The 13,089-nt window shown below is 49.5% G+C and carries 10 protein-coding genes; 4 read left to right on the top strand and 6 right to left on the bottom strand.

The annotated features are described in order from the left end of the window. The first annotated feature begins 22 nt into the window (after nucleotides 1–22). The 4 genes from NQ510_RS04315 to NQ510_RS04300 all read left to right on the top strand — a co-directional run bounded on the left by NQ510_RS04315 (nucleotide 23) and on the right by NQ510_RS04300 (nucleotide 7,562). A complete protein-coding gene (locus NQ510_RS04315; protein WP_008662437.1) occupies nucleotides 23–1,702 on the top strand; it encodes a RagB/SusD family nutrient uptake outer membrane protein in 1,680 nt (559 codons plus the stop codon). 202 nt (nucleotides 1,703–1,904) lie between these two features. Further along, nucleotides 1,905–3,149, top strand: coding sequence for an AGE family epimerase/isomerase (locus tag NQ510_RS04310; protein WP_005830990.1), 1,245 nt, complete (start codon nucleotides 1,905–1,907; stop codon nucleotides 3,147–3,149). Between the two features lie 5 nt (nucleotides 3,150–3,154). Further along, a complete protein-coding gene (locus NQ510_RS04305) occupies nucleotides 3,155–5,683 on the top strand; it encodes a glycoside hydrolase family 9 protein (RefSeq protein ID WP_005830988.1) in 2,529 nt (842 codons plus the stop codon). Beyond that, a complete protein-coding gene (locus NQ510_RS04300; protein WP_172679951.1) occupies nucleotides 5,673–7,562 on the top strand; it encodes a hypothetical protein in 1,890 nt (629 codons plus the stop codon). The genes NQ510_RS04305 and NQ510_RS04300 overlap by 11 nt, the downstream gene beginning before the upstream one ends. An 82-nt stretch (nucleotides 7,563–7,644) precedes the next feature. Here NQ510_RS04300 and NQ510_RS04295 read toward each other — a convergent pair whose 3' ends face one another. The 6 genes from NQ510_RS04295 to purD form a co-directional block, all read right to left on the bottom strand. After that, on the bottom strand, nucleotides 7,645–8,454 hold the full coding sequence (locus NQ510_RS04295) for a metal ABC transporter ATP-binding protein (RefSeq protein ID WP_005830985.1): 810 nt from the start codon (nucleotides 8,452–8,454) through the stop codon (nucleotides 7,645–7,647). Between the two features lie 34 nt (nucleotides 8,455–8,488). Further along, nucleotides 8,489–9,391: a metal ABC transporter solute-binding protein, Zn/Mn family gene (locus NQ510_RS04290; RefSeq protein ID WP_005830983.1), complete on the bottom strand. Its 903-nt coding sequence runs from the start codon at nucleotides 9,389–9,391 to the stop codon at nucleotides 8,489–8,491. A gap of 77 nt (nucleotides 9,392–9,468) precedes the next feature. Further along, nucleotides 9,469–10,149, bottom strand: coding sequence for a tRNA (5-methylaminomethyl-2-thiouridine)(34)-methyltransferase MnmD (mnmD, locus tag NQ510_RS04285; protein ID WP_005830981.1), 681 nt, complete (start codon nucleotides 10,147–10,149; stop codon nucleotides 9,469–9,471). A gap of 162 nt (nucleotides 10,150–10,311) precedes the next feature. Next, a complete protein-coding gene (locus NQ510_RS04280) occupies nucleotides 10,312–10,791 on the bottom strand; it encodes a YqaA family protein (protein ID WP_005830979.1) in 480 nt (159 codons plus the stop codon). Then, complete coding sequence (locus NQ510_RS04275) at nucleotides 10,776–11,771, bottom strand: hypothetical protein (protein WP_005830973.1); 996 nt, start codon at nucleotides 11,769–11,771, stop codon at nucleotides 10,776–10,778. The genes NQ510_RS04280 and NQ510_RS04275 overlap by 16 nt, the downstream gene beginning before the upstream one ends. After that, nucleotides 11,772–13,046, bottom strand: a complete 1,275-nt coding sequence (gene purD / locus NQ510_RS04270; protein ID WP_005830971.1) for a phosphoribosylamine--glycine ligase — start codon at nucleotides 13,044–13,046, stop codon at nucleotides 11,772–11,774. It lies immediately after the preceding gene. Between the last annotated feature and the right edge of the window lie 43 nt (nucleotides 13,047–13,089).

Here is a 13,089-nt window from a genome sequence, read left to right as displayed (position 1 = left end):
CTAACGGATAAAAAATATGATTATGAAAAACTTATATAAACTGTTGATCGGTGTGCTGGCCTTAAGCACCGTAACGTCTTGTGACGATTATTTGGAAGTGGATCATTACGATATTCTTCCGGCAGATTTCATGTTTAAAACGGAGGAGAATGTCCTTTCCGGATTGAACGGACTTTATGATACCTTTTATACGGACCAGCACGGTTCCGGTGATGACGAAACATGGGGATTCAAGCCTCAGGTATTTGCTGCCAACCATTCTACGATGGACTGTCAGGCTTCCGGTTGGGATGCGGAATGGCAGCGTCATGCCTGGAAACCCGATAAGGGTTCCCTGGAGACTGCATGGCGGATGAGTTATCGTGCAGTGGACCGTGCAAACCGTTTCCTGGCTGGCCTGGAGACGGCGGATGCCTCTATATTTGCGGACAGCAATTCCAAGACCGTTTATGAAGCGCAAGCACGTGCCATCCGCGGTTATAACTACCTTTACCTGACGAAACTTTTCGGAAGGGTACCGATGTTGCTTACCGGTGAAACCTATACTACTTCGGTAGGAAAGGCACGTCCGGAATCCGTGGATGAGACTTATGCGGCTATCGAGGAAGATTTGTCTTTTGGACGCGACCATCTGGACTGGTTACCCATGAATGGTGAATACGGACGTATAACCAAGGGGTTCTGCAAAGCTTATTTGGCCGAGCTGTATATGTTGAAGAAAGACTTTACGAAAGCCAAGACGGAACTAAAGGATATAGTGGACAGTGGAACCTATTCATTGGAGCCCTGCTTCGGTAACCTGCATGCCTGGGATACACATTGGACCAAAGAATCTGTATTTGAGGTGATGTATCATGAACAAGGATATATGGGCTGGGGAGCCGATTCGTCTTCAGATGCCATGATGTGGTACGGATATATGTGTGCGGCACCCGAATGGGGAGGCTGGGGGTCTCTCTGTCTTTCTTGGGAGTTTGTACGTTCCTTTGAACCGGGTGACAAACGCCGCCAATACTCTGCTGTTGCCAAAGGGGATACGCATCCCATTACCGGGCAGACTGTAGGGGTGACAAGTGGTTTTGACGGTCTTTTCCAAGGTTCCGAAAATATGCCTACTGTTTATTCCTTGAAATACTGGAGATGCAAGCCAGGTGAGAACAACAAAGTATTCAATCCTATTTCGTTGACTTTGAAGCGTTATGCAGGCATCATGCTCGACTATGCAGAATGTTGTTTCGAGACAGGTGACAACGCTACCGGATGGAACATGATACGTCAGATACGTAACCGTGCTTGGGGTAATTTGGAGATGGGAGCGACGATGATTGACCTACCCGCCGACATGTTGAATACCCAGACGGTGGAAGTGCCGGATGCAGAGACCTATTATACAAGCTATAAAGCAGCCAAAGGCTATACTTCTCCGGTATGGAAGGTGGCGCTGATTATAGAGCGTCGCCATGAATTCAATGCCGAGTTCTCGCTTTACCATGATTTGTGCCGTATGGGTATGTGCAAAGAATGGTTTGCCGCCGAATATCCGAAGACAGCAGCCAACTCTTCACAAGAGGCTTGTCTGCAGACTGGTGACTCATTCCGTTTCTTTGAGCACGAGGCTTATCAGGAAATCTTCCCGATTCCGACGAATGAGATTCTGACCAACCCGCTCATCAATCAGGCTGACCAGAATCCGGGATATTGATAAATTATAAATAAACACTTAATAATAAAATATTTGTGAGTGAAATGTCAGGCACCAGTAGTTGTTGTGATAGACGTCAGCGTCTGTCGTGATGAAAGCCGGTGTCTGACATGACAAACACCAGTACTTGAGACGACGAACACCAGTCTCTGATAAACGGGGAATTAAACAAGGAAAAGTTTGATGGTTTTAGAGAATAATTATGGAAAGGAAGATGTTTTATTGGATAGCACTGCTGGTTGCGTCTTGTCTGGCAGGCTGCCGGTCGCATTCAGGGGAGACAGATATGCAGACACGCATGCGTACAGAGATTGTCACGAATGTCAGGGACAGCGTGTTGCCGTTTTGGATGGATTATGCAGTGGCTCCCGACAGCGGTTTTTATGGAACTGTATTGCGGAATGGTACTCCGGTAGTGGATGCTCCGAGAGGAGGGGTTCTGAATGCCCGGATTCTGTGGAGTTTTTCTGCCGCATACCGTACGTTTAAGGATGAGGCTTATCTGAAGCTTGCGGATAAATCGCAACGCTACTTCATTGATACATTTATAGACAAGGAACATGGTGGGGTATATTGGCTGGTCAATCCTGACGGTGAGGTGCTGAATGCTTCCAAATATACGTATGCCATGACCTACGCCATCTATGGGCTGGCTGAACACTATCTGGCAACAGGTAACAGCGAGAGTCTGGATATGGCTGTCGGTTTATATCATACCTTGGAGGAGAAAGGCCGCGAACCGCAATATGACGGTTATGTGGAATCTTTTACTGAAGATTGGAAACAACTGGATAATTATGATAACAATGCATCCAAGACTATGAATGCGCATTTGCACGTGCTGGAAGCTTATACCCTTTTATATCAATGCTGGAAAGACGACGGACTGAGGAAAAGACTCAAGTTCTGCGCCGAGTTGTTTATGGACCGTATTTATGACTCTTCAAGGAGGCATTTTAATTTGTTCTTTGATAATGCATGGAACAGTCTGGTTGAGATGGACTCTTATGGACATGATGTAGAGGCGGGATGGCTGCTTTGTGAGGCTGCCCGTGTGTTAGAAGACCGGCAACTGATGGATAGGGCGAATCGGCTTGCGCTGGATGTGACGGATGCTTGCTTGGTGGAAGGACTGAGTGACAAAGGGTATATGATGTATGAAAAGAAGGGCGGAAGAACAACCGGGCATGCCTCATGGTGGGGCCAGATTGAAACGATGATAGCTTGTGTCAATGCCTGGCAAATCAGCGGGAATGACGTTTATCTGCAATCGGCCGATACGGTTTGGACTTTCGTAAAGGACTGTATGATAGACCGGGAATACGGTGAATGGTACAGTGATTGTTTTGATGGAGAACCCAAGAAGGATACTCCCAAAGTGAGTATGTGGCGTTGCCCGTATCATACGGTACGCTTGGGAGTAGAAATACATAATCGTTTAAAATAGTATTTATGAAGAAATTTATAGCAGGTGCAGCATCACTGATGCTTTGTATGGGGCTGCACGCCCAGGATTTCAGAATCAATCCATCGGGATATTTTGAGAATGGCGGGGCCAATGTGATGGTGTTCAGTGACGTCTACCCTGAAGGACACCAGGGAGGACTGACCCTTGTTTTGAATGGAGACCGCAGGGCTGCCAATGGAGATGTGCGCTTTGAAATCTCGCAAGGGCAATGGCAGGGATTGCCCAAGATGAGAAGCCGGGTGGTGGATGAGGCTGACAATGAAATCCGTGTCACATTGAGTTATCCGGATTCGGCCAAACACATGGCAGGCTTTAATCCGATGCTTTATCCGGATTTTGTTTTTGGCTATACCATTAAGGTCAAAGGCGAGAAGGATTATCTGGTATTGACCGTTGATTTGGACCAACCGGTGCCCGAGCGGTTTGCCGGCAAGTTGGGCTTTAATCTGGAATTGGTACCTTCCACTTTGCTGGGCAAGCCGTGGATTATGGACAACCGGACGGGAGTCTTTCCCCACCAGGCGATGGGGCCCACCATGAAACAGTCTTCCAATATGGAGCATATCGGAGATTTCAACCCTGACGGGAAAGCTGATTTGGACCAGTTGCTGTTGGATAGAAAGACTTATAACCCGATGATTGCCGATGATATCGTCTCTGCTCCTTTGGCCGCAGGGAAAAAGTTTGTACTCAATCCTCAGGATGATTTGGCAAAGATTACGATTGAAAGTGAGAAAGGAGACTTGCTGCTGTATGATGGAAGGATAAATCATAACAACGGTTGGTTTGTGCTCCGTTCGGAGTTCCCGGCAGGGACAAAGGAAGGTGCGGTGAAATGGATAATCCGTCCGACAGTCACTAAAGACTGGCGTTATGCACCGGTGGTGCAAGCCTCTCAAGTAGGTTACCATCCTGGACAGAAGAAAGTGGCTGTCATAGAGTTGGATAAACGGGATACAGACTTCAAGCAACCTGCCCTTTATCGCATTGCTGCCGATGGCAGGAAACTGGTAAAGCAGCAGGCTGCCAAGGATTGGGGAGATTTCCAACGCTACCACTATCTGCAGTTCGATTTCACGGAAGTGACGGAAGAAGGGCTCTATCAGGTAATGTACGGCGATGCTGCTTCTCCGGTGTTCCGCATTGCCAAAGATGTGTGGGACAAGGGTATCTGGCAGGCAGAGGTGGAATACTTTTTGCCGGTACAGATGTGCCACATGCGTGTGAACGAAAAATACCGTGTATGGCATGACTTCTGTCATCATGACGATGCACGTATGGCCAAAACCGATATCAACCATATAGACGGATATACTCAGGGAACCTCTACTCTTTGTAAGTACCAGCCGGGTGATTTGGTTCCAGGGCTGAATGTGGGTGGATGGCACGATGCGGGGGACTATGACCTGCGTGTGGAATCCCAGGCAGGCGAGGCCTATATACTTGCCATGGCTTGTGAGAACTTTGGTACCTATTGGGACGAGACTTCCATAGATTTTGAAAAGAAGATAGTCGAGATTCACCAGCCGGATGGAAAGAATGACTTGTTGCAGCAGGTGGAAAACGGTGCTTTGACGATAGTGGCGGGTTGGAAGGCTCTGGGGCGTCTCTACAGAGGGATTCTGTGTCCTACCGTACGCCAGTATGCACACTTGGGTGATGCGTCGGCCCATACAGACCATGTCAGTGGGACTGCCGACGACCGCTGGGTGTTTACGGAAGACAACCCTGGTAGGGAACTTCAGGTAGCCGCTTGGCTGGCAGGTATTTCACGTGTCTTGAAGGGACATAACGATGCATTGGGAGCGGATTGTCTGGAGATAGCCCGTGAATTGTTCAGGATTACCCGCTGCGACAACAACCGGGTGCTGACAGCCAAGGTACATGCTGCCGTAGAACTTTATCTGGCGACAAAGGAAGTGGAGTACCGTGATTTCGTTTTGCAGCAGCAGGATTTCATCTGCAAGAATATCCGTCAGACGGGTTGGTTCATCGGACGTTTCGACAAAGCTGTGGGAAATGCACGTTTCAGCAAGGCTGTTCGCAAAGCACTGCCGGAGTTGCAGGCTATGTATCAGGAGTATAGCAGTAAAACTCCGTATGGAGTGCCGCATGACAGAGGTAACCGTTCTTCCGGTTCATGGGAACCCCAGCATCTGGGCTACAATTACTGTTACCTGCATGCTGCCTATCCTGACTTGTTTGCACCGGACTATATTTTCAATGCTGTCCAATACCTGCTCGGTATGCATCCGGGACGTAATCAGGCAGCGTTTGTAACGGGAGTCGGTGCCGAAACGATGAAAGCCGCCTATGGTGTCAACCGTGCCGACTGGTCTTATATTCCGGGTGGAGTGTCTCCGGGTACAAATCTGATTCGTCCCGACTTGCCCGAATTACTTCATTTCCCGTTCTTATGGCAGGAAGGTGAGTACTGTTTGGGCGGACATGCTACGTGGTTTATGTATATGGTATTGGCATCTCAGAAAATATTGAATGGTAATGAACAGTAAAATAAAGGTAGATAAGTTTGTAATTGTAGCTTTTCTGCTCTGCATGGTCTGCACTATGGCCATGCAGGCAAAAGCTTATGACAATTTTAAGGTATCGGTCTATGTACGTGCCTACGAGGTAGACAAGATGAAGGACATCCATTGGCTGGATTCGACTTGGAATGTGATTTCACAACAGTTGGAAGTGGACAAGATTTATTTGGAAACACATCGTGATTTACTGATTGTGGATGACGCCACCCTGGAGCAAGCTAAGAAATTTTTCCATGACCGGGGAATAGAGACTGCCGGAGGAATTACCTACACCATCAACGAGGCGAACAGTTTCGAGACGTTCTGCTATTCCAATCCCGAGCATCGTGAGATGGTGCGAAAGATTGCAGAACATACGGCAAAGCACTTTGACGAGTTTATTCTGGATGACTTTTTCTTCACCAGTTGCAAGTCGGACATAGAGATAAAAGCCAAAGGTACGCAGAGCTGGACGGAATACCGTTTGAAGCTGATGACTGAAGCCGGGCGCGACCTTGTGCTGAAACCTGCCAAGAAGGTGAATCCTCGTGTAAAGGTAATCATCAAGTATCCCAACTGGTACGACCATTTCCAAGGTTTGGGCTTTAATCTGGAGGAAGGTCCCCAACTCTTTGACGGTGTCTGGACGGGTACCGAAACAAGGGACCCTGCCGGCAACCAGCATCTGCAGAATTATCTAAGCTATAATATTATCCGTTATTTTGATAATCTGCGTCCGGGCTACAATGGTGGAGGATGGGTGGACTCCGGTGGACTGAATCTGGGTATGGACCGCTATGCTGAGCAGCTGCATCTGACCATGCTTGCCAAGGCTCCCGAAATCATTCTCTTTGCCTATAACCAGCTTCTGGGCGTGAAGTTGTCTCCCAGGTTCCGTACCCCTTGGCAGGGCATGGGCACCAGCTTTAATTATGATGAGATGACTGCCCCTATCCGGCAGAAGAACGGAACTTCCATAGAGCCTACCACCATGGCACGCATTGCGGATGTTGTATTGAAACAGACTGATAAACTGGTAGGTAAGTTGGGTAACCCCATTGGCATCAAGTCCTACAAGCCTTTTCATGTGGCGGGTGATGATTTCTTGCAGAATTATCTGGGCATGATAGGTTTGCCGATGGATATACGTCCCGTTTTTCCGAAAGACCAACAAGTGGTGCTGCTGACTGCCCAGGCGGCTCAAGCTCCGGAGCTCATGACCGACATTAGGAAGCAATTGCAAAGCGGACGGGATGTGGTGATTACAAGCGGCTTGCTGAAAGCCATTCCTGAAAAAATTGCCGAAATAGTAGAGTTGCGTTGTACCGATTTGAAAGCTCTTGTCAATGATTTTGGCCGATATGGACAAGCCGGACGCGATTTATTGATACCGCAGGTTCAGTATTATACGAATGATGCTTGGGAAGTAGTCAGTGCGGGCCGTCCGTTGACGGGAGGAGTATCGGGGTATCCTATTTTGTTGAGAGCTCCCTATGCCGCCGGCAATCTATATGTATTGACCATTCCCGATGATATGGGAAATTTATATGATTTTCCGGCAAAAGCCTTGAATGAGATTCGCCGCATTATGAGTAGGGATATGGATATCTATCTGGAGGCTCCCTCCAAAGTCGGATTGTTTGTGTATGACAATAAAACACTGGTGGTGGAGAACTTCAATGATGAACCGGTGGAAGTGCGTATTGTTACCGATGATGAGGTGACGAGGTTGGAAAATCTGGAGAATGGAGATATTCTGGCTCCCCTTCCTGCCGAACCCGTACAGAGCAGGCGTCCGGTGACACCAAAGAACTCTTTCCGTTTGTCATTACTACCCCATTCGTATAAGGCTTTCCAATATAAATGACGGGTAAGAAGATTGTCGGATAGTTATTCGGAAGGGTAACGGGAGGTCGGTTCTACAATGGGTCGGCCTCCTTTGCTTCCAGTCATCCGTGAGAATGCTTGTGTTCTTTCAATATCCTGTGCGGCAGTGTCCCGTGCCCCAGCAACTCTATCGGGCAGTTGAAGTTGCGTTCCAGCCATTCTTCCGTAACGCCGGTATCGGGATGGTAGTCCAGGGTTTCGTTGACGCAGGCAATGGACTTGACTTGCTGCAACACCGTGCCGATGTCGTGGCTGACGAGAATAATGGCGCAATCCTTGTTTATCTCTGCCAGCAGTTCGTAGAGGCGGGCTTCGAAACGCTTGTCGATGTATGTGCTGGGTTCGTCGAGAATCACCACCTGCGGGTCGGAGATGATGGCACGGCCCAGGAGGGCACGTTGCAACTGTCCGCCGCTCAAAGCGCCGATGGCACGCTGCTCCATGCCTTCCAGCCCCATGCGGGCTATCACGGCAGAGGCTTTCTCGCGGTGTCGGGCGGTGAAGCGTGAAGCCAGCGGCTTCTTGCTGCTGAGTCCTGAAAGGATGACCTCCTCTACGGTGATGGGAAATTTCCGGTCGATGCTGCTGTACTGGGGCAAGTAACCCATGGATAATTGACAATTGACAGTTGATAATTGACAATTGGCAATTTCGGAGGGGGATGGAGGGCAGGAGTGATATAGAATCTCCCCGGTAGTGGGTTTCAGCAGTCCCAGTATACATTTGATAAGGGTAGTCTTTCCACCACCGTTGGGACCGATGATACCCAGAAAATCACGTTCGTAGATAGTCAGGTTTATATCATGCAGTACGGTCCGGTTATCGTATCCGGCGCTGAGGTTCTTTATCTCTATAATGGGGGATGCAGGCATAGCTTCTTCTTCGTTAAATGGACAGAATCATCGTTTACTCTTTTACAAGCGCTCTGGCCGTATTCATCATCTCCTCCTCCCAGTCGTATGAGAGGGGATTGATAGCCACTACCCGGGTTCCGGTCTGCTGGGCGATAAGGTCGGCATTGCGGCGGTCGAATTCCGGCTGTACAAAGATGATGCGTACCTTCTCCTTCTTGCAGGAGTTTATCAGGCTCTTCAGATGGGCGGGGGAGGGCTCCTTTCCACCTGCCTCGATAGGAATCTGGTTCAGGTTGTAGTCGCGGGCAAAGTAGGAAAGTGCCGGATGATAAATCATGAAGGCACGGTCGGCATTCGGGCTGGAAAGCATCTGGCAGATGAGGCTGTCTGTATGCTCTATCTGCCGGATGAGTACGTTGTAACGTTCCATGTAGACGCTTTCATTGGCTTTGTCTATGGCGCAGAGTGCATTCAGAATGTTTCCGGCAATGATTTGGGCGTTGATGGTGGAATTCCAGATGTGGGGTTCCACACCACCGGCGTGCGTATGGCCTTCGTGTACATGCCCGTCTTTATGATGATGTGCATGGGTATCGTCCAGAATGAGTTCCACATTCTCGGACATATCGAAGAATTGCAGGTGGGGAGCATTGTCCGTCAGTTTTTCCGTCCATGTCTGCTCGAAACCGATGTAGCCGATGCGGAAATAGGCTTTGCTTTGGGCAAGGTCGACAAGCTGCTGGGGCGTGGGGTCGTAGGTTTCCGGACTTGAACCTTTGGGCACCATGCTGACGACGGTGAATTCATCGCCGGCAATGGCTTCGGTGAAATACCGCAGCGGCTCGATGGTGACGGTAATCACGGGTTTATCGTCATTCTTCTTGTTCTGTTGGCCTCCTTGCTTGCACGAGAAGAGCAAGGTGGCTATGAGGAGTAAAAAACAAAACTTTTTCATTTACAATTTACTATTTACAATTTACAATTTGGCTGCGCTGTGGCAGGGGGCATCAACTATTCATTATCAACTATTCCTTATCCATTTATCACTTCCTCTTTCCTTCCCCTCAGTATCTCCCGTTTCCCTCCGGGGGGACCTGGGAGACGCTCTACCTTGAATCCTACGGCTTGCAGCATGCGGCGTACTACTCCTTTGGCGCAGTAGGTGGTCAGCACGCCATCAGTGCTCATGGCGGCATGGATATTCCGGAAGACTTTTTCCTCCCACATTCCCGGTTGCTTTTCGGGTGCAAAGGCATCGAAGTAGACAACATCGAACGGAGATTTATTAATCATTAACAAACTGTCAATGCTTATTGTTTCGACATCTGCCCGCACTTTTCTCAGTGTGAAATAAGGAGTTATGGCAACTTCTTCTTCCCACGCAGCCCGATGCAGTTCCTCGAACAGAGGATTGTCGCTATATTTTAGCGCATCCACCTCCGGCCATGCAAGCGGATAGAGTTCGATACCGGTATAGTGCACAGGTCTCTTTTCCTTTTCGGCAGTTTCCAGTGTAAGCAGGGCATTCAGTCCGGTGCCGAAACCGATTTCAAGGATATGCGGGCGGGCAGTAGCGGATGCTTTCAGTCCCATGTCGATGAAGATGTGCTGTGATTCTGTACGTGCCCCCTTTACCGAATGATAATGTTCATTCAGTTCCGGTACAAACAGTGTCGCACTTCCGTCTTCCGTCTTCTCTATGATTCGTTGCATCACTTCTGCTTTTGTTGAATGTTTTTATTTAGTTTAATTATCTGTGATTCAGCGTGTTGTTGCGCCTATATATCCAGCGTGCTGCATCTATACATCCAGCACGTTGCATCTATACATCCAACGCGTTGTATCTATACATCTATTGCTCAAACTCACTACATGTCAATAATTCATCATCGAAATGGCTCCTTGCAGTGCCCACAGCATAGCTATGTAGCGCACCAGTTTCCCTGCAAACATGGACGTGGTGGTCAGCATCAGATTACTGCGCATGAAGCCCAGTGCAATGGCTATGGCCTCTCCCACAAAAGGCAGAAAGGCGAAGAAAGCCATCAGTGCCCCTTTCCCTTGGAGGAAATGCTGCATCCGTTCTATCTTTTCCCTTTTTACCTTGAAATATTTCTCAATCCAGTCTATACGTCCCAGACGTCCCATGTAGTAGCACGTCATGCCTCCCAGCGTATTTCCCAAGGTGGCGGAGAGTACGCACAGTGCCGGGCTTAGACCGACCTTGACCAGTGCTACCATCACTATCTCGGAACTGAACGGAATGATGCTTCCTGCCAATAGGGCAGAGATGAACAGACCGACATATCCCCAGTCAATCAGCAGCTGTACGAGTGTATCTACAAAAGCGTCCATATGTTGAATCCTAATAGAATGAATAATCCGATAAATGCACAAATGAAGAATATATTGGAACTGCGGCTATTTGTCAGTACAAACAAGTGTCCCGCCAGGATGCTGACACCGATGAGCAGGAAGGACATCAGGTGGACACTCAATACCGGTTGCAGTCCGATATAGACAAAGATGCAGAAATTCAGCAGGATGAGGAAGTGTAGATAGCTTCGGGTGCGTATCTTGTCTTCATAGCCGGCAATGAGACAGTGTGCCGCGCTGACGATGAACAGAACAAGGAGATACCCGAGGGTGGCGAGTTCCCACGGCTGATAGTCGAACCGGGTGGGAGCGAAGGTCACCAGCTCGCGGAAGGGCTGGCAGAAGAGTTCCATTTGCCCGTAGTAGAGGGCGTGTCCCAGCAACAGCCAGTAGGGTACGCTCCATCCTACCAAGGAAGCGAAGAAACTTTTGGGTTGGAGAGACTGGAAGTTGTAGGCACCTATCCAGAAGATGGGGGCAAACAGCATGAGCTGCGGAAAAAGCAGGCTGCCCAGTCCGATGAAGACAAAGGCGTGGAAGAGACTGCCTGTGGGCCGTGCCTGCTGGTAGCTCTTGAAGAGGAAAAACAGTGCCACCAGGAAGGAGGCGGCTGCCAAGTCTCCCGCATACAGCATGTGCAGGCTGGGGCAGACGGATATCAGCAGGAAGTAGACAGAAGTCTGTACCGATGCCCGCATCCGGATGATGGCGAACGTATTGTTGAGCTGTATTAGGAAGTACCCGATGACGGCATACAGAATAAAGCTGAAGAGACGGTTTGCCCAGGTGGGGATGCAGAAGTCGCAGAATGTTTCCCAAAGGGAATATCCGCTTTGCTGTGTCTCCGTCTCGGGCAACAGAACAGCGGTCAGTATCCAGCAGGATACTGAAATCAGGATAGCGGTGGGTAGTGTGAACCGCCCTGCCGTTATCCGGTTCTGGAATCTCTTCGTTCTCATTTATAAGTCAAATCCGATGTCGCGACGGAAATATTTCTTCTCGAAGTTTATCATGTCGGCCACGCGGTAGCTCTTCTGCAAGGCTTCTTCCTTTGTTTCACCATAGGAGCAGACGGCGATGACACGGCCACCGGCAGTTACGGTCTGTCCGTCTTTGGTGGCTGTTCCGGCATGGAAGAGGATGCTGTCCGTTTCGGCAGCCTTCTCGAATCCGGTCATCACCTTGCCCTTTTCGTAGGCTTCCGGATATCCTCCGCTTACCAGCATGACGCAAGCGGCTGTGCGTGAGTCGAATTCCAGTGTACGCTGGTCGAGGTCGCCCTGGGCAACGCCTTCGAGTAGGTCTACCAGGTCGCTCTTGATACGCAGCATTACACTTTCGGTTTCGGGGTCGCCCATGCGGACGTTGTATTCAATTACCATCGGTTCGCCCTTCACGTTGATAAGTCCCAGGAAGATGAAGCCTTGGTAGCCGATTTCTTCTTCCAGCAGACCGTTTACGGTAGGTTCGATGATGCGGGTGCGTACTTTTTCCATAAATGTTTCGTCGGCAAAAGGTACGGGAGTAACGCTGCCCATACCGCCGGTGTTGAGGCCTTTGTCGCCTTCGCCGATACGCTTGTAATCTTTGGCTACGGGCAATACCTTATAGTGGCGGCCGTCTGTCATCACGAATACGGAACATTCGATGCCGCTGAGGAACTCTTCAATGACTACCGTGGCGCTGGCATCGCCGAACATGCCGTCCAGCATTTCCTTCAGCTCTTTCTGAGCTTCTTCCAGTGTGGGGAGAATCAGCACGCCCTTGCCTGCACACAGTCCGTCGGCCTTCAGTACGTAAGGCGCTTCGAGGGAAGCGAGGAAGTCGAGTCCCTCCTGCAAGTTGTCGGCGGTGATGCTCTTGTAGCGGGCAGTGGGGATGTTGTGGCGCATCATGAAGCCTTTGGCAAATTCCTTGCTACCTTCCAGTGTGGCACCTTTGGCGGTGGGGCCGATGATGTCGATATGGCAGGTGGCAGGGTCTTCCTTGAAGCTGTCGAAGATGCCTTGTACCAACGGGTCTTCGGGACCCACAACAATCATGTCGATTTCTTTCTCAAGGGCAAAGGCCTTGAGTGCGGGAAAGTCTGTCGCCTTCAGGTTCACATTCTCGCCTGCTTCGCTTGTACCTGCATTGCCGGGCGCAATATATAGTTTCTCTACTTTCGGGCTTTGGGCAATCTTCCATGCCAGAGCGTGTTCACGGCCACCGGAGCCTAATAATAATACTTTCATGGGTTCATTTACAATTTACAATGTACAATTTGTCTGTGCTGTG

This window comes from Bacteroides uniformis (assembly GCF_025147485.1).
Taxonomy (GTDB): Bacteria; Bacteroidota; Bacteroidia; order Bacteroidales; family Bacteroidaceae; genus Bacteroides; species Bacteroides uniformis.
Note: the sequence above shows the minus strand (reverse complement) of the source record. Positions and strands in the feature narration are given on the sequence as shown.